This window comes from Halomonas sp. GFAJ-1 (genome assembly GCF_000236625.2).
Classification (GTDB): domain Bacteria; phylum Pseudomonadota; class Gammaproteobacteria; order Pseudomonadales; family Halomonadaceae; genus Vreelandella.
The window spans coordinates 93,765-109,940 of the sequence record NZ_AHBC01000013.1 but is presented as its reverse complement, the minus strand read 5'-3'; the positions used below and the strand labels follow the sequence as shown (position 1 = coordinate 109,940).

General features: G+C 55.1%; 17 protein-coding genes and 1 pseudogene. 10 read left to right on the top strand and 8 right to left on the bottom strand.

Features of this window, described 5'->3' with window-relative positions; translation table 11 throughout:
• Positions 1-79, bottom strand: a 79-nt coding sequence (locus tag MOY_RS17710; protein WP_035539617.1) for a transposase, incomplete at its 3' end; no start/stop codon positions are given.
• A 78-nt stretch (positions 80-157) separates the two neighbouring features.
• Here MOY_RS17710 and ftrA point away from each other — a divergent pair.
• The 5 genes from ftrA to MOY_RS04090 all read left to right on the top strand — a co-directional run bounded on the left by ftrA (position 158) and on the right by MOY_RS04090 (position 4,863).
• Complete coding sequence (gene ftrA / locus MOY_RS04110) at positions 158-1,180, top strand: transcriptional regulator FtrA (RefSeq protein ID WP_009096804.1); 1,023 nt, start codon at positions 158-160, stop codon at positions 1,178-1,180.
• 80 nt (positions 1,181-1,260) lie between these two features.
• Positions 1,261-2,223, top strand: coding sequence for a ribonuclease Z (locus MOY_RS04105; RefSeq protein ID WP_035539981.1), 963 nt, complete (start codon positions 1,261-1,263; stop codon positions 2,221-2,223).
• A gap of 269 nt (positions 2,224-2,492) precedes the next feature.
• Entirely contained in the window at positions 2,493-3,146 is a 654-nt protein-coding gene (locus tag MOY_RS04100) for a DsbA family oxidoreductase (RefSeq protein WP_009096801.1), read from the top strand.
• 242 nt (positions 3,147-3,388) lie between these two features.
• A complete protein-coding gene (locus tag MOY_RS04095; protein WP_009096798.1) occupies positions 3,389-4,339 on the top strand; it encodes a cation diffusion facilitator family transporter in 951 nt (316 codons plus the stop codon).
• A 38-nt stretch (positions 4,340-4,377) separates the two neighbouring features.
• Positions 4,378-4,863 (top strand): hypothetical protein, encoded by a 486-nt coding sequence (locus MOY_RS04090; RefSeq protein WP_105208807.1) that lies wholly within the window; start codon positions 4,378-4,380, stop codon positions 4,861-4,863.
• Positions 4,864-5,006: 143 nt separating this feature from the next.
• On the opposite strand, the pseudogene MOY_RS04085 reads toward MOY_RS04090, so the two are convergent.
• The 3 genes and pseudogenes from MOY_RS04085 to MOY_RS04080 all read right to left on the bottom strand — a co-directional run.
• Positions 5,007-5,912, bottom strand: a pseudogene (locus tag MOY_RS04085) (E22 family MetX-like putative esterase); the annotation flags it as partial.
• Positions 5,837-6,202, bottom strand: a complete 366-nt coding sequence (locus MOY_RS17500; RefSeq protein WP_235803669.1) for a hypothetical protein — start codon at positions 6,200-6,202, stop codon at positions 5,837-5,839. The pseudogene MOY_RS04085 and the gene MOY_RS17500, both read right to left, overlap by 76 nt.
• 78 nt (positions 6,203-6,280) lie before the next feature.
• On the bottom strand, positions 6,281-7,453 hold the full coding sequence (locus tag MOY_RS04080) for a UbiH/UbiF/VisC/COQ6 family ubiquinone biosynthesis hydroxylase (protein WP_009096795.1): 1,173 nt from the start codon (positions 7,451-7,453) through the stop codon (positions 6,281-6,283).
• A gap of 114 nt (positions 7,454-7,567) precedes the next feature.
• Between MOY_RS04080 and MOY_RS04075 the strand changes: the two genes are divergently transcribed.
• Positions 7,568-8,407, top strand: coding sequence for an NAD-dependent protein deacetylase (locus MOY_RS04075; RefSeq protein ID WP_009096792.1), 840 nt, complete (start codon positions 7,568-7,570; stop codon positions 8,405-8,407).
• Here MOY_RS04075 and MOY_RS04070 read toward each other — a convergent pair.
• Positions 8,404-9,045 (bottom strand): DNA-3-methyladenine glycosylase, encoded by a 642-nt coding sequence (locus MOY_RS04070; RefSeq protein ID WP_009096790.1) that lies wholly within the window; start codon positions 9,043-9,045, stop codon positions 8,404-8,406. The genes MOY_RS04075 and MOY_RS04070 overlap by 4 nt on opposite strands.
• 70 nt (positions 9,046-9,115) lie before the next feature.
• Here MOY_RS04070 and MOY_RS04065 point away from each other — a divergent pair, with 70 nt between their 5' ends.
• The 4 genes from MOY_RS04065 to MOY_RS04050 all read left to right on the top strand — a co-directional run bounded on the left by MOY_RS04065 (position 9,116) and on the right by MOY_RS04050 (position 12,941).
• Positions 9,116-10,579: a protein adenylyltransferase SelO gene (locus tag MOY_RS04065; RefSeq protein WP_009096788.1), complete on the top strand. Its 1,464-nt coding sequence runs from the start codon at positions 9,116-9,118 to the stop codon at positions 10,577-10,579.
• 89 nt (positions 10,580-10,668) lie between these two features.
• Positions 10,669-11,715, top strand: a complete 1,047-nt coding sequence (dinB, locus tag MOY_RS04060) for a DNA polymerase IV (protein ID WP_009096786.1) — start codon at positions 10,669-10,671, stop codon at positions 11,713-11,715.
• 145 nt (positions 11,716-11,860) lie between these two features.
• Positions 11,861-12,673: an alpha/beta fold hydrolase gene (locus tag MOY_RS04055; RefSeq protein ID WP_035539994.1), complete on the top strand. Its 813-nt coding sequence runs from the start codon at positions 11,861-11,863 to the stop codon at positions 12,671-12,673.
• Between the two features lie 19 nt (positions 12,674-12,692).
• A complete protein-coding gene (locus MOY_RS04050) occupies positions 12,693-12,941 on the top strand; it encodes a YkoF family thiamine/hydroxymethylpyrimidine-binding protein (RefSeq protein ID WP_009096781.1) in 249 nt (82 codons plus the stop codon).
• Positions 12,942-13,019: 78 nt separating this feature from the next.
• On the opposite strand, the gene gabT is transcribed toward MOY_RS04050, so the two are convergent.
• From gabT to MOY_RS04035, 3 genes are all read right to left on the bottom strand, one after another.
• A complete protein-coding gene (gene gabT / locus MOY_RS04045; protein WP_009096779.1) occupies positions 13,020-14,294 on the bottom strand; it encodes a 4-aminobutyrate--2-oxoglutarate transaminase in 1,275 nt (424 codons plus the stop codon).
• A 68-nt stretch (positions 14,295-14,362) separates the two neighbouring features.
• The gene (locus MOY_RS04040) at positions 14,363-15,301 is read right to left on the bottom strand and encodes a sensor domain-containing diguanylate cyclase (protein WP_009096777.1); all 939 of its coding nucleotides are present in this window, start codon (positions 15,299-15,301) and stop codon (positions 14,363-14,365) included.
• A 12-nt stretch (positions 15,302-15,313) separates the two neighbouring features.
• A complete protein-coding gene (locus MOY_RS04035) occupies positions 15,314-16,096 on the bottom strand; it encodes an EAL domain-containing protein (RefSeq protein ID WP_009096774.1) in 783 nt (260 codons plus the stop codon).
• Positions 16,097-16,176: the final 80 nt, after the last annotated feature.

Sequence of the window (16,176 nt, the reverse complement as noted above, 5' to 3'; positions counted from 1 at the left end):
CGGCCACGCGATGGCCGCGCTCTACCACCTGCTTGACGGCTTCGATTTTGAATTCTTCAGTGTAGCGGGGATAGCTCATGGTTCCTCCTAGATACCTTTAGTATAAGGCCTGGAGGTGTCTACGAAACCTGGGGCGATTCAGTTTTGAGCCTGGTAGATGGCAGTTTTGCCATGTATGCTCAAAATCATGCCAAAATCAGATCATGCACGAAAGCTTGCCAACCCTCTTGTCGTCGCCATCGCCTACGACGGTCTATGTACGTTTGAGCTTGGTGTGGCAGTAGAAGTATTCGGCTTGCCACGGCCTGAGATGGGGGAAAACTGGTACCAATTTAAAATAGCTGGTATTGACCCAGGCGAGATGCGAGCAATAGGTGGAATGCGTGTTGTCGTCGATGCTGGAATAGAAATCATCGATCAGGCTGGCACTATTATTATACCCGGCTGGCGTGGTGCTACGGAGCCTGTTCCAGCGACTCTAATCAAGACGATATGCAAGGCACATGCTAATGGTGCTCGTGTGCTATCGATATGCTCGGGAGTCTTTGTCCTGGCCGAAGCGGGATTGCTCAAAGGTCGGCGAGGCACGACGCACTGGCGCTACACAGATACTTTAAGTCAGCGTTACCCTGAGATTGCGGTCGAGCCTGATGTTCTTTATATCGATGAAGGCGATGTAATGACGTCGGCTGGTAGTGCCGCTGGTATTGATCTCTGCCTACATTTAGTGCGTCGTGATCATGGTATGCAGGCAGCCAATATGGTCGCTAGGCGTTTGGTCGTCCCTCCGCACAGAGATGGCGGACAGGCTCAGTTCATTGAGCGCGCAGTACCTTCTTTATATGAAAGTTCTCGGATTGGGCCACTCCTTGACCATATACGAGAGGAGATTGATGGCAATTACACTGTAGCAAGTATGGCTAGCATTGTCGGAATGAGTTCTCGAACCTTTCTACGGCGCTTCGAGGCTGCGACAGGCACGACTCCAGCGAAATGGCTTCTTATAGAGCGCCTGGAAAAGGCTCGATGTTTTCTTGAAAGTTCCACGATGACTATCGAGCAGATAGCCACAGCTTCTGGGTTTGGGTCGACTGCGAATTTGCGGCATCACTTTCGTCAGCAACTATTAACGACCCCGACAGCCTATAGAGAAATGTTTCAGAGGGCGTTAGATCAGTGATTTCAAAGCTAAGGTGGCCTTTAAATTTAGCTGACTGGCAATTTGCCGCCTTGGTCTTAAAGTGAGAGCAAGTAAAAGATATGAATCTACTCTTCCTAGGCACCTCCGCCGGTGTCCCGACTAAAACAAGAAGCGTCTCCGGCGTCGCTCTGCGAGAGAGCAAGGGGAAGGGCTGGTACCTGATCGATTGTGGTGAGGGCACCCAGCATCAGGTTTTGCATACGAAGCTGTCTTTCCATTCCTTGAAAGCCATCTTGATTACTCACGTACACGGCGACCACTGCTATGGGCTGCCGGGCATTCTGGCCAGTGCGACCATGGGTGGGCGCACAGCACCGCTGACTATTGTGGCCCCGGCGGGTATCCAAACTTGGCTGGAAGCGACATGTGCGGTCACCCAGCTCAGCTTGCCCTTTGCTCTGGAATTTATCTGCTCCGATGAACTGCCCTGCGTTGAGTTTGAGAGCATGGCGGTAACGACGTTTGTGCTTTCCCACCGCGTGCCGTGCTATGCCTATGCGTTCACCGAGCGCAATGTGGATGCTGCCCTGGACGTAGATAAATTAGATCAGCAAGGGATTCCCAGAGGGCCTTTGTGGGGGCAGTTGAAGCAAGGAATGGATGTAGCGTTTGAAGGCAAGCAACTGCGCAGCCAGGATTATTTGCTGTTCAAACACGCCCCTAGAAAAGTGGTGATTGCCGGAGACAACGACCAGCCCGAGCTGTTGGCGCAAGCGTGTGCTGGAGCGCAGGTGTTGGTTCACGAGGCCACCTACACCGAAGAAATGGCCCAGAAGGCCGGTGAGGTAGGGCATAGCTACGGCAAGCAGGTGGCGGCATTTGCCGAGCGGGTCACGCTGCCCAACTTGGTGCTCACCCACTTTAGCCCCCGTTATCCGCTTATCTCTCATGCCTCTCCCTCCATTGAGGATATCCGTAAAGAGGCGCACAGCGCTTATTCAGGCACGCTCTACATGGCGCAGGATTTTGGCGAATACAGCTTGGATAAGGCGGGCCGCTTTTCTGAACTCGTGGGCGAGTAGCGTTCTCGCATATGTCCTATCTATCGACGTAGCACTGCTGCTCGAAAGCAGTGACTTCAGTATCAAAACGCCTCGCGTTCACTCATAAAGTCTGGAGTAGCACTTTGGCCATCAAACCAGCGGTCCCACGCTTCACTTTGTTGGCTTTTAAACACCGCGGCTTTTCCATGGTGGCCTCCTTAATCAGCACTGCCGTTACTCACTATATCCACGTACCATGTTTTCTTTCGTCTGATTGAATGTTGGGATATGCCGTAGGGGTTAACAAAATGCAAAAGGTAAGAATCGACCTAGTATCCGATGTGGCCTGCCCGTGGTGCGCCATTGGCTACCGGCGCTTGGAGCAAGCGTTAGAGACACTGGGTGGCGAGATCGATATTGAGCTGGTCTGGCAGCCTTTTGAGCTGAATCGCGATATGCCGCCTGAGGGCGAGCCGATTTTGGAGCACTTGTGCCGCAAGTACGGCAAAGACGCGGCCAACATGGAGCAGTCCCAACGCGAGATTATGGCCGCTGCCGAAGAGCTTGGGCTGAATTTCCGTGGTGCCCTGGAGCGCCGGGCGAACAATACCTTCGCCGCCCACCGCGTGCTGGCATGGGCCGGAACGCAACACCAAGAGACGGCGCTTCAGCTGGCCCTATTTGAGGCCTACTTCGGTGAAGCGAAAAACCCCGCCGACCCAGCGGTGCTGCGCGAAAAGGCTATTGAGGTTGGGCTAGACGGCGACACCGCCGAAGCCATTGCCCGCTCTGATCAGTACACGGATGAAGTGCGTGAAGCCGAGCAGCGTTTTATGGACGCGGGAGTAAATGCCGTGCCCGCATTTATTCTCGATGGCCGCTACCTAATCTCCGGAGCCCAGCCCGCCGACGTGCTGGTGGATGCGCTGCGCCAAGTGGCCGAAGAAAACGCCAGCCGCTAACGCCCTGTAGGCTTCGATCTAAAAGGGGGGCTAGTGGCTCATCCTCCAGCAATGGGTGCAAAATCTCCGTTTATCTGCAGCCACAGATGAGGGCGGGCACTCGACTATCAGTTATTCTTATTTCATAAAATAACCGCAATGCTTAAACACTCTAACGCAAGAACTCCTGCAATGTAGTGCTAGCCTGGTCGTTTAGGTTATGGGGTGGAGTCAAAGAACCAAGCAAAGGAATGAAAATAGTTATGGGCAGTAAACGTCTCTTTGATTTAAGCGACGAGAGTGGCGTTCTTAGAACCTCTATCGCGGTGACACTGGTGATTGCTGGCCTGGGAATTGGCTTTGGCCTGATATCGGGGTCGTTTTCGATTATGTTCGATGGCATCTATGCGATGGTGGATGCCAGCATGAGCCTGCTTTCGTTACTGGTAGTGAACCTTATTACCTCCTTCGCAGCCTCGAAAGGGCTTTCCCGCAAGCTTAGAGAGCGATTTTCAGTGGGCTTTTGGCATCTTGAGCCCATGGTGTTGGGGGTGAACGGTACGCTGCTGATTGGCGTTGCGATTTATGCATTGTTTAACGCTATCAGCAGCTTGCTGGAGGGCGGGCGCGAGCTTGAGTTTGGGTGGGCGATTGTCTACGCAGTGATTACGCTCATTGCATGTGTAGTGATCGCCACCGTTGAAGCCCGAGCCAACCGCCGGATAGGCTCAGATTTTGTGCGCCTTGATGTAAGAGGGTGGGTGATGTCCGCGGGCATTACTGCTGCGCTGCTGGTGGCGTTCTCCCTTGGCTATATCGTGCAGGGAACCCCATGGGAGTGGATATCACCCTATATCGACCCGGCGGTGCTTGCGGTTGTGTGCCTCATTATTATTCCGCTACCTGTCTCAACTGTCAGGCGAGCCTTGGCAGATATCTTCCTTGTCACTCCGTCAGCACTTAAGCAGCATGTCGACCAAGTGGCGCAAGCATTTGTCCAAAAACATGGCTTCACTACCTATCGTGCTTACATTGCGCGTGTGGGCCGATCCAGGGAGATTGAACTTTATTTTATTGTTCCCAGCGATGCACCGGCGCGGACCATTGGCGAGTGGGATGCTCTGCGTAACGAAGTGAGCGACTTGGTGGGCGATGAAGGGCCGCACCGCTGGCTAACGGTCGTGTTTACCGGGGACCTGGAATGGGCCGATTGAGGTGTACGCCGTGTAACAGACATGACTAAGGAGCCCGTATGGCAAGGATGCAAGCAACCCCGCTGGTGACCAGTATCATTGCACTGCTGGGGCTATGGATGGTTTTACGGCATTTACCGGACTTTGCGGTATCGCTGACAATGGTGTTGTTTGGCCAGGAGGATATACCCGCTAGTGTGTTAACGGTTCATGCTGTGCACTTTTTCAGTAATACGCTGATAGGTCTCTGCCTTATTTTATTGCGCGAGAAGCTGGGCAGGAGGTTGGTACCGCAAACTGTAGGCGTGTTAGTGAGTACACCTGCATGGCTGGCAGTAGGTGCAGCACTAATGGGTATTTATTTTGTGGCGATGGGCGCGGTGTCTATTGGCGAGAGTTTTGCACAATCGCGACCAAGCGCTACTCCCTATTTACGATGGCGGGGTGGTGCCTCTGTCTTAATAGGCGTCCTTCTATTTGTTGGCTCGGCGGGAATTGGCCGACTGTGGGCGTTGTTGTTGGGCTTGCGACGTGCTGGATGGTGATTAGAGAAAGACTAGGCTATACCGAGATTGGTCTACTAAATCAGTCAGCGGTTGTCGGGGCGTGAGGTTGGTTTATAGAGCCTGAGCCTGGTTTACAGAGCCACGATGTAAGCGCTGGCCCCAAAGAGCCAGCGCTCACGCCTTTACCTCAAAAACTCTCGCAGTGTTTCGCTAGCCTGGTCGATGGATAGAACACCATCCAAGTGGCCTCTGTTGCCTTCCAGGGTTTCAAGCGCCACCTCGTTGCCGCCTGCCTCAATTAACTCTGCGGTATGGCGCACGCCTTCGGGGGCGAATACAAGGTCGTTTTCACTGTAGAGCATTAGCGTGGGGGCGTTGATGGCGGCAAGCCCTTCCTCTAACGAGTCACCGTAGCCCGCCACAAAGGTTTGGTTGGCGCGCACCAGATACAGCAGGTGATTGGCATCGGAAAGCTCTGCGCGGGCGGCAGCAACGTCATCCAGGGTTTTCTCAATCGCGTAGCGGGCGTTGATATCCTGGGCGGGGTCGCGCTCTTCGTCGGCCCAGTCGCGGTTGAAGGTTTCATTGGCCCACTGCCAGTGGTTGGCGTTGAGCGTGACGAGCTTAAGCGCTTCTTTCAGCCCATCGGTGGGTGGTTCACCGTCGTAGTAGTTACCCTCGTTCCAGTTGGCATCCAGTCGAATCGGCGCGGCCCAAGCGCTAAGCGTTGCCAGTAGCCATGGGTCGGCAACGCCGCCACCGATAACAGGTATTAGCCTATCGACCTTGTCAGGGTAAGCACTGGCCCACTCTATTGCTTGAAGAGCGCCCATGGAAGCGCCCATCACGGCATGCAGCGATTCAATGCCTTGGCTTTCTAAGAGCTCGCGCTGCACTTCTACAAAGTCGCGAATCGTCACCACGGGAAAGTCCATTCCCCAGGGCTCGTCGGTGTCTGGGTTAATTGAAGCGGGGCCTGTGGTGGTGACATTGGGGTCATTGGTATTCAGGTTTACCAGCGTATCCGAGGAGATAATGTAGTACTCATCGGTATCCAAAGGTTTGCCGGGGCCAATGATCGCATCCCAGTAGCCGGTCGGCTCGCCATCGGCGTCATAGCGGCCTGCAGCATGGCTGGTGCCGGAAAAAAGTGGGTAATCAGAATAGCGTTATCGCGCGCCTCATTAAGCTCGCCATAAGCTTCCCAGCCTATCGTCACGTTGGGGATTGTCTCGCCGCCTTGCGTGGTGAAGCTCTCCATCTCGAAGGTTTGCTTTTCGACGACGCCATCCCAAGCCCATAAGGACGTGGCTAGCAGCAGGCCAAGACCGGTTAACGAGGCAAATGTGACCAGTGCATAGGGTTGCTTGCGTTGCATGCGCTTTCCTTTTTTGAGGGGTTGTTGTGATTGTTTTGGGGCTACTGATGGCAGCCTCCCCCCTCAGCATAGTCAGCGTTAGATGTTTTTGAACGGATTTAGCCCATTGGCCTGCTGCATCATCATGCGTTTGGCGAGCGGTACGCGTTCGGCAAGGTGAAGGCTAAGGTCGCCCAGCTGGCGTAGTGGTCTGGAACCCGTAAATAAATGGTGGAAGCTGTCGGTGGCGGCGATCATCGCTTGGTTAGCCGCTCGGCGCTGACATTCAAAGCGGAGTAGGTTGAGGTAGTCGCCGGGGTCGCGGCCTTGCATGATAATTTCGGCCAGTGTGTCGGCGTCGTGCAGGCCAATATTTAACCCTTGGCCAGCCAGCGGGTGCACAACATGGGCCGCGTCGCCAATCAGTGCTAAGCGCTTGCCGATATAGCGCTTGGCGTGTTGGCGTTTAATCGGAAAGCTGGCATGTGCAACGATACGGGTGAGCTTACCGAGACGTTTGGGGAAGGTGGTTTCAATGGCGTGCTGAAGCGCCTCATCAGATAGCTGCTCGCGGGCTTTGGTGGCTTCATCGCTGTCGTACCAAACGAGCGATGCGCGCTGGCCGGGTAAGGGTAGCATCGCGATGGGGCCAGTGGGGGTGAACACCTGCCAGCTGATATCCTGCTGGGGCAGCTCAGTCTCAACGTTAATAATCATCGCCCGCTGATGGTAGTCGTAGCTACTGATGCTAATGCCCGAAAGCTCTCTAAGCGTTGAGCGGGCGCCATCTGCACCCACAATCAAGCGGGCGCTTAGGGTTTTACCGTTATCCAGCTCCAGCATGCGGCCAGTAGTGGCTGCCATGGTGCTTAGCGGTGCGCATTCGGTGTAACAGGTAACGCTGGGAAGGTTCGCCAGGCGTTGCCACAGCGCGTACTGCAGCGTGCGGTTTTCGATAAAGAGGCCGAAGTCGTCCATGCCGCTCTCTTCGGCGGAAAATAGCGAGTGGCCGGTGCCGTCCTGGTTGGACACATCAATATGGCGAAACGGGCAGCAGCGCTCCTCAGGAAGTTCGGTACCGCTCGCTTTCACAAACGCCAGTGAGCGGGCATTAAGCGAAGAGATACGCAGGTCATAGTCGCCACTGAGCGGAGCTGGGGCGCTGCCACGTTCTACTAAGCCAACCGACATACCCGCATGGCCAAGCCGAGCCGCCAAGGCGGCGCCCACCATACCGCCGCCAACAATAATAATCTCGTGATCCCACTGCATGAGACACTCCTTACGTTGAAAACGAGGGCACATTGCATGTGCTTTGATTGTCATACAGTATCGTTTACTTGTAGCAATATTGCCTAGGGTGATCCATTGACGCAGGCCGTGGAAATGACAACTAGCACCGCGAAAGCGGGGGAAGCGTTGGCGGATTTTATCAAACGCTATTCTAAATTGTGGGTGATTACCGGGGCAGGGGTAAGTACTGACAGCGGCATTCCTGATTATCGGGATGCTGATGGGCAGTGGAAGCGGCCGCCGCCGGTGCAGCACGGCGATTTTATGGCATCACTCGCCGTGCGCCAGCGCTACTGGGCGCGCGCGCTGGTGGGCTTTAAAGCCATGCGCGAAGCCCAAGTGAGCGGGGCGCATCGTGCGTTGGCAGCGCTTGAGGCGATGGGACATGTGGAGCTACTGGTAACGCAAAATGTGGATCGTCTACACCAGCGAGCGGGCTCTAAAAAGGTAATCGACCTGCACGGTAGGGCAGACGTAGTGGCGTGTATGGCGTGTGAGTATCAAATGATGCGCCACGCCATGCACAGTGAAATGGCTAGGATGAATCCCTATTTTGCGGCGCTGGACGCCCGCCATGCCCCCGATGGCGATGCGGACTTAGAGACTGATTTCTCTAGCTTTAAGGTACTTAACTGCCCGCGCTGCCAGGGGATATTAAAGCCCCAGGTGGTCTATTATGGCGATGTGGTGCCCCCTGCTCGGCGGCTAGCTGCTCAGGCGGGGCTTGAAAATGCGAACGCGGTGCTCGCAGTGGGTACCTCGTTGATGGTTTATTCCGGCTACCGTTTCTGCCGCGAAGCCCACGCCAGGGGCATGCCGGTGGCCTCGCTCTCATTGGGCGTCACCCGGGCGGATGCACTGTTAACCCATCAGTGGCGGGCGCCGTTAACGCCTGTTTTAGAACATGCGGTGGCCTGCCTGACGCGAGGTTAACGTGCTTTTGATACCCAAGGATTGTTGTCTATCCATAGCCGCCAAGGGGCATCGCGGTCGGCGGGCTGGGCATAGTCGATACCCACGCGGGGGCCAGAGGCAACGGCGTGGGGCGGCTCGCCTGCCGTTATCCATAGCGCGTTAGGTTGAGTCATATCATGGCCATACAGCGCTTTATCAATACGTAGCGCTCGGGAGAGCTTGCCGGGGCCATTGCTCAGGTTATGCCCCCGCACATCACGCAGCGCACGCATAGCGGCTTCACCGGTAACCGGCTCTACCGCGCGGATAAGCACTGCGCAGGGGTTGCCTTCTGGCTGGGTGACCACGTTCAGCAGCCAGTGCATGCCATACACCAGATATACATAGGCGTGCCCCGGTGGCCCGAACATGGCCTCGGTTCTTGGTGTTTTCCGCCGGTGTGCGTGGCAGGCGGAATCTTCAGACCCACGGTACGCTTCAGTTTCCACAATCTTCGCTACCATGAGTTCGCCTTCATATTGGCGTACTAAATGGCAGCCCAGTAAGTCGTGGGCAACCTTAAGCGTATCCCTGCAATAAAAATCCCGTATAAGCGGTGTTAAATCGTCGCCCTCAACCGGGGCCATACCATTGGTTAGTGATTTCGTCTGCGGCATGTTATCGCCAATTACTTGAGTAAGCTGCTAGGGTATTCTCTAGGCGACTATTTTAAAAGCGGAGGCCCCTGTGCTGCCATTTGAACACCAGTTTGCAACGCTTCCCGAGCCACTGTGGTCTGCTTGTCAGCCTATGCCAGTGAGCCACCCCACGTTGATTGCGTTTAATGAGCCCTTGGCGGAAACGCTAGGTATGAAGGACAAACCTGATGATGCCACCCTTACCCAATGGTTTAGCGGTAATCAGCTACCGCCAGGCGCTGAGCCTCGGGCGCTGGGCTACGCAGGACACCAGTTTGGCAACTTTGTACCGCAGTTGGGCGATGGCCGCGCCCTGCTGTTGGGGGAAGTGGTCGACCAGAAGGGGGGACGTCGTGATGTGCAGCTAAAAGGCAGCGGCCGCACGCCGTTTTCCCGTGGCGGTGATGGCCGTTCGCCGCTGGGCCCGGTGCTGCGGGAGTATCTCGTCAGTGAGTTTATGGCCGCGGTCGGTGTACCAACCACCCGCGCCTTGGCGGCAGTGGCGACCGGTGAGCGAGTGGTTCGCCAATTACCCGAACCCGGCGCAGTATTTACCCGTGTGGCCAGCAGTCATATTCGCGTAGGCACCTTCCAGTTTGCCGCCGTGCGACGGGACGAACAGGCACTTAAAGCGCTGGCAGATCACGTTATTGCGCGCCACTATCCCGAAGCAGCCAGTGCCGAAGACCCCTACCTCGCCCTATTAGAAGCGGTTGTCGCTCGGCAAGCCACACTGGTGGCACGATGGATGAGCTTTGGCTTTATTCATGGCGTGATGAACACCGACAACTGCAGCATTGCCGGGGAAACAATTGATTATGGCCCCTGCGCGTTTATGGAGCAGTTTGACCCGCAAAAGGTGTTTAGCTCGATTGATCAGGGGCGCCGTTATGCGTTTGACAACCAGCCCGCTATCGCCCAGTGGAATCTTGCCCGCTTTGCCGAAACCCTGCTGCCGCTGATGCGTGAAGAGGGCGATGCGGTGGTGGCGCAGGCCACCGATATTATACGTCGCTTTGAGCCGCTATTTGATGCCGAACAGCGCCGCCTGCATGCGGATAAGCTCGGCCTTACGGCGGACAGTGACCAAGCCGAGCCGCTAATGAAAGGGCTGGAAAGCCGCATGCATCAAGGGCGTATGGATATGACCGCCACGTTTGACGCACTTACGCATTACGCAGAAACCTCAAGTGAGCAGCACAAAGAGGCGCTGCTGGCGCTAACCACCCAGCCCAGTGAGCTAGCAGTATGGTTAGCTACCTGGCAAGCAGAGCAGGCGGCCAGCCAAAACAGCGAGCGCTTAGCCATTATGCGGGGCGCCAATCCGGTGATCATTCCCCGCAACCACTGTATCCAGGAAGTTATTGATGCGGCGTATGAGGGCGATTTTGCGCCGTTTCACACCCTACTGGCGGTGGTCACCCACCCTTATGATGAATCCGAAGACGCGCGCCGCTTAGCCGCGCCGGCAACAGAAAACGAGCAGGTACTGCGCACGTTCTGCGGCACGTGATTTAAATCAGCGGGGTTTGCCGCTCATCATCGCTATAGCATGCCTTGTGATAAACTGTGATTTTTTACAGGCGGAGGCAAGGCTAGCCTGTGCGCAAAATTATCCATTGCGACTGTGACTGCTTCTACGCAGCGGTAGAAATGCGCGATAACCCGGCGCTTAGCGATGTGCCTATTGCGATAGGCGGCAGCGTTGAGCAGCGCGGGGTGGTCGCCACCTGCAATTATCCTGCCCGTAAGTTTGGCATCCACTCCGCCATGCCCATGGCTCAGGCGCTTAAGCGCTGCCCGCATCTAACGGTCATTCGTGGCGATATGGCCAAATACAAAGCGGTGGCGCGCCAAGTATTTGCGATCTATCGCGATGTAACCGAACTGATTGAGCCGCTTTCACTAGATGAAGCCTTTTTAGACGTTTCCGACGTTACACTGCACCACGGCAGCGCCACGCTAATGGCCGAAGCGATTCGCCAGCGGGTGAGCCGCGACGTGGGTATTACCGTTTCAGCGGGTGTAGCGCCGAATAAGTTTCTGGCCAAGATCGCCAGCGACTGGCGCAAACCCGATGGCCTGTTTGTCATCACTCCAGACCAGATTGATAGCTTTGTGCAGCAGCTGCCGGTAAAAAAGATTCACGGGGTTGGGCCACGCACCGCTGAAAAACTGGCAGGGCTGGGTATTCATACCGGCGGAGATTTGCGTGCTCGCCCGCTGACCGAGCTGGTCGAACAGTTTGGCCGCTTCGGGCATCGGCTGTTCGAACTTAGCTATGGGCGCGACGAACGGCCAGTAAAAACCCACCGAGAACGCAAATCGATAAGCACCGAGCAAACCTACTCTAAAGACCTGCCGACCCTGGAAGCCTGCCGCCAAGCGCTTCCCGAGCTGCTTAGCGACTTAGAGCGTCGCTATGCCAGGCTAGAGCCCGCGCCCGCCGTGCGTGGGCTAATGGTAAAAGTGAAGTTTAACGACTTTACCCAAACCACCGTGGAGCACGCCGACCCAGCACCTAACCTGGAGCAATTTGAAACGCTGTTAAAGGTGGGGTGGTCGCGGGGTGAAAGGCCGGTTCGGCTATTGGGCGTGGGGTACCGCTTGGCAGAAGAAACCACCGTTCAGCAACTGTCGCTGTTTTAATTAGCGGGTTAATACGTATGTCGATTGACGCTCTTCTTGGTAAGCGTTAAAACAGACGTATGATAGTTTGTCTGAACAATAGATATCGTGAGCAGGCGTAATGCTCACTTACCGCTTCCCGGCCTTATTACCCTGCGAGCCCCCCATGTCTGCCCAACGCCCCCGTTTAGTGTTTGCCCATGCGAATGGCTTTCCTGGCTTAAGTTATCGCACGCTGCTAGAACCATTGGCAGAGTCGTTTGATCTCCATCCGCTGGATCGGCTGGGCCATCATCCTGATTACCCGGTGAACCATAACTGGAGCAATTTGGTTGATGAGCTGATCAGCTACCTGCCTAAAAGTGACGCGCCGTTGCTGGGCGTTGGCCACTCGTTAGGTGGCACATTGATGGCCATGGCGGCCGATAAACAGCCCGAGCGTTTTTGCGGGGTGATTATGCTCGACCCGCCCTTGATGCTGGGGCCGGATGCCTGGGCGATGAAGGCGGCAAAACGGTTTGGTTTTATTGATCGCATCACGCCTGCCGGTAAAACCCAGGGGCGGCGCAGCGTGTGGCCGAGCCGCGAAGCCATGGCGAACTCGCTGCGCCGCCGTGGGCTGTTTTGTCGCTTTACCCCAGAGGCGCTAAACGACTACATTGAGGCAGGCACGCGCCTGTTAGACGATGGCAGCGCTGAGTTAACCTTCGACCCGCGTGTTGAGGTGGAAATTTTCCGCCATTTGCCGGATCACCTCTCCGGGCTGCCGCGCCGAGTGGGTGTGCCTATTCAACTGGTGGCCGGGCAGGAGTCACATCTGCTGACACCTTCGCGGGTTAAACGGCTTAAGCGTCATGGGCTAGCCATTAGCGAAGTGCCTGGTACCCACATGTTCCCTATGGAACACCCAGATGAAACGCGGGCAGCCATTGTGGCGGCTTGGCAGCGGTTTGAGCATGGGGCCAGCAAGCGCGCATAAATAAATATAAGGAGGCAGGATGTATCTTTCTGTACAGCTAAGCTATTACCCGTTGACTGATGATTTTAAGCCGGTGGTTAAAGACGTGGTAAAGCGTTTGGAAGCAACCGGGCTTGAAGTGCACCCTAACCGGATGAGTACCCAGGTGTTTGGAGAGTTCGACGAGGTGATGGCAGCTTTAAGCGATGTGATGAAATGGTCGTTTGAGACTCACGGAAAAGCCGTCTTTACAGTTAATTTCCTCGAAGGCGACCGGCGGCCGCGGTAAGAGATTGCCCTGGTCTGCTGCTTAGTAACTAAAACGCCGCCTAACTTTGGGCGGCGTTTGCTTTGGTACTCCTAATGCTTAAATCAGCGATTCCAGGCAGGATTCGATAATATTGAGGCCCTCGTTCAGCACGTCATCTTCAATCGTGACCGGCATCAGGAAACGAATCGTGTTGCCGTACATGCCGCAGGAGAGCAGGATCAGACCCTCTTCACGGGCTTTCTTACACAGCGCAGCTGCCAGCTCAGCGTTGGGCGTACGGTCGGTTTTATTTGAGACCAGCTCAAATGCTGCCATGGCGCCCATGTTGCGCACGTGATCGATGCAGTCAAACTTGCTCTGCCACTGGTTGAAGCGTTTGGCTAGCTTGTCACCCAGGGCCTGACTTTTCTCAAGAATGTTCTCTTCTTCGAACACTTCCATCACGGCCAGGGCTGCGGCACAGGCGGTGGGGCTGCCGGTATAGGTGCCGCCCAGGGAGTTGGGGCCAGAGGCATCCATCACCTTGTCGGTACCCACAATCGCTGAGATGGGCATACCGTCTGCCATACTCTTCGCCATGGTCATCATGTCGGGCTCAACGCCGCTGTGCTCAATGGCGAACATTTTGCCGGTGCGGCCAAAGCCAGACTGCACTTCGTCGATGATCATCAGCATGCCGTGCTCATCGCAAATTTCGCGGATCTTCTTCAGGAAGCTGGTGGGGGCCGGGTAGAAACCGCCTTCACCCAGTACCGGCTCAAGGATGATTGCTGCGGTGTCTTTCGGGTTGGCGTCGGTTTTCAGCGTCATTTTCAGGCCGCGAATGGCTTCGTCTTCGCTAACGCCGTGGTAGGGCACCGGGTAAGGGGCGCGGAATACCGTGCCTGGCATCGGGCCGAAATCGCTTTGATACGGGGCCACTTTGCCGTTCATGGCCATGGTGTAAAAAGTACGGCCGTGGTAGCCGCCGTCAAAACAAATCACGTTAGAACGGCCTGTCGCAGCGCGGGCGATCTTCACTGCGTTTTCCAGCGCTTCTGCGCCTGAGTTAGCCAGCATCACTTTGGCATGACCACGCACCGGGACGATGTGGCTCAGCTTCTCAGCGACTTTTACGTAGCCTTCATAGGGCATCACTGTTTGGCAGGTGTGCATCAGCTTATCGAGCTGGGCTTTGACTGCTGCGACTACCTTAGGGTGTCGATGGCCAACGTTTAGTACACCGATACCGCCTGCGAAGTCGATGAAGCGGTTACCGTCGGCGTCCCAGATCTCAGCGTTTTCGGCGCGATCCGCAAAGGCGGTGGCGGGGCTTGCAGCGCCCGCTGCGACGTATTTCTGCTTTAGTTCGTTTAGCTCGGCATTGCTCATGGCTCGCTCCTATTGGTATAGGGAGTGTGGACAGGTTGTCGTTTTAGCATAGTGTGCAATAAGCGTTGTTACATGGCTGACGGTGCGATAACGACGCAGTTGCGCCCGTTTTGCTTCGCCTGGTACATCGCTTTGTCAGCACGATCAAGCATTCGAGTGCTGGAGGCTTCAACATAACATGCAATGCCCGCTGAGAGCGTGACCGATAGCCTATGTTCAGTACACGGTGATTCAGCGACACATTGGCGAATACGCTCCATTGCCGTATGTGCGGCTTGGGCATTGATTTCAGGCATGATAATTAGGAATTCTTCGCCCCCCAACCGCACTTGCACGTCAGTCGAGCGAAGCTCGCCATTCACTTTGGCGGTCACTTCTTGAAGTACGTTGTCACCGGTAGCGTGGCCGTAGGTATCGTTGACGGCTTTAAAATCATCTAGATCAAACATGGCAATGCTAAGCTCACCGCCGTAACGTTCGCAGCGCTCAAGCTCTTCATCTAGGCGTTTAAGCCCTTGCCGACGGTTAACAAGCCCAGTAAGTTCATCGTGACTGGCCATATATTCTAAGCGCTCATTGGCCTGTGTTAAACGCTCTTCGAGCCGTTTGCGCTGGGTAATATCAACAACAAAAGTGACTTTTCTTGGTTTGCCATCATCGCCAATAGTGCGGGCGGCCTCGGCAATAATGGTGCGTGTTTCGCCGTTTTTACAGCGTACTTCCCACTCCTGGCGAAGCTCATGGGTTTCATTGCCTTGAATAAATACATCGTGAAGTTCTGCCATCTGCTGGCGGTAGGCGGCGGGCACCACCAGCGTAAAGTGCTGACCAATAAGCTCCTCTTCACGATAGCCATAAAACTGGCAGTAGGCAGGATTGACCATTTCAAAATGCCCGTTTGGGTCGGTAATGCAAATACCCAGGGGAGCCGTTTTAATAACGTTTTCAGTATTTTGCTTAGAGCGATTAAAAAGCTCATAGAGGTGGTCAGCGCTAATGGCAGTCATCCATTGCTCCCTTCAGGCCTGTACTTCTGCTCTTAACGCCAGCAGTAGCGGGGTAAGGTGGTGTCCCAAGGAATTTATAGCCGGTTTGGCAAAAAAGAAGCCTTGCTGACGCGTAATTCCTGCTTTTGCTAACCATAGCGCCTCTGCGCGGGTTTCTACACCTTCTGCAATCAAGGTGGTATCTAGCTCTTTGGCGAGCAAAATAATCGCATTGAGCAGTGCTTGGCGCCGCGGGTCTTGATCGCAGTTCATCACTAACTCACGGTCGATTTTCAGTTTGTCGGGGGTGAGGTCGGTGAGAAGATCCAGGTTGGCATAGCCGTTGCCAAAGTCGTCTAGCGCGGTTTTAAACCCCATTGAGCGATACGCATCAATGATGTTGCGTAAGTGTTGGCGGTCGCGCACTTTCTCGGTTTCAGTAATTTCAAAAATGAGCCGATGTGTGGGCCAACCAACGCGCTCTGAAACTTCCAGCGTTGCCTGGATACAGGCTTCTGGCTCATAAACAGCATTAGGCAGAAAATTGATCGATAGATCCGTCTGCATATTTAACGCACTCGCCATTTCAATCGCTTTGACACGGCAGGCTTGATCAAAACGGTAGAGCATTTCGTCGGTTACTTGGGAGATAACGCTCCAGGCGGATTCTCCGTTGATACCGCGCACGAGGGCTTCGTAGGTGACTACTTTCGCAAGCGAGACGTCCACAATGGGCTGAAACGCCATAGTGAACTCAAAAGGCAGCTCGCCTTCGCAGCGCTTACACGTTCCGTTGACCCGTGCGCAGTTAGCCATGGTGTCTCCTTTTTGATGACGACTATTAATCTAGGGGTGCAGGCTCTTACTACTGACACTGGTCAATTAGCGTGAGTTTA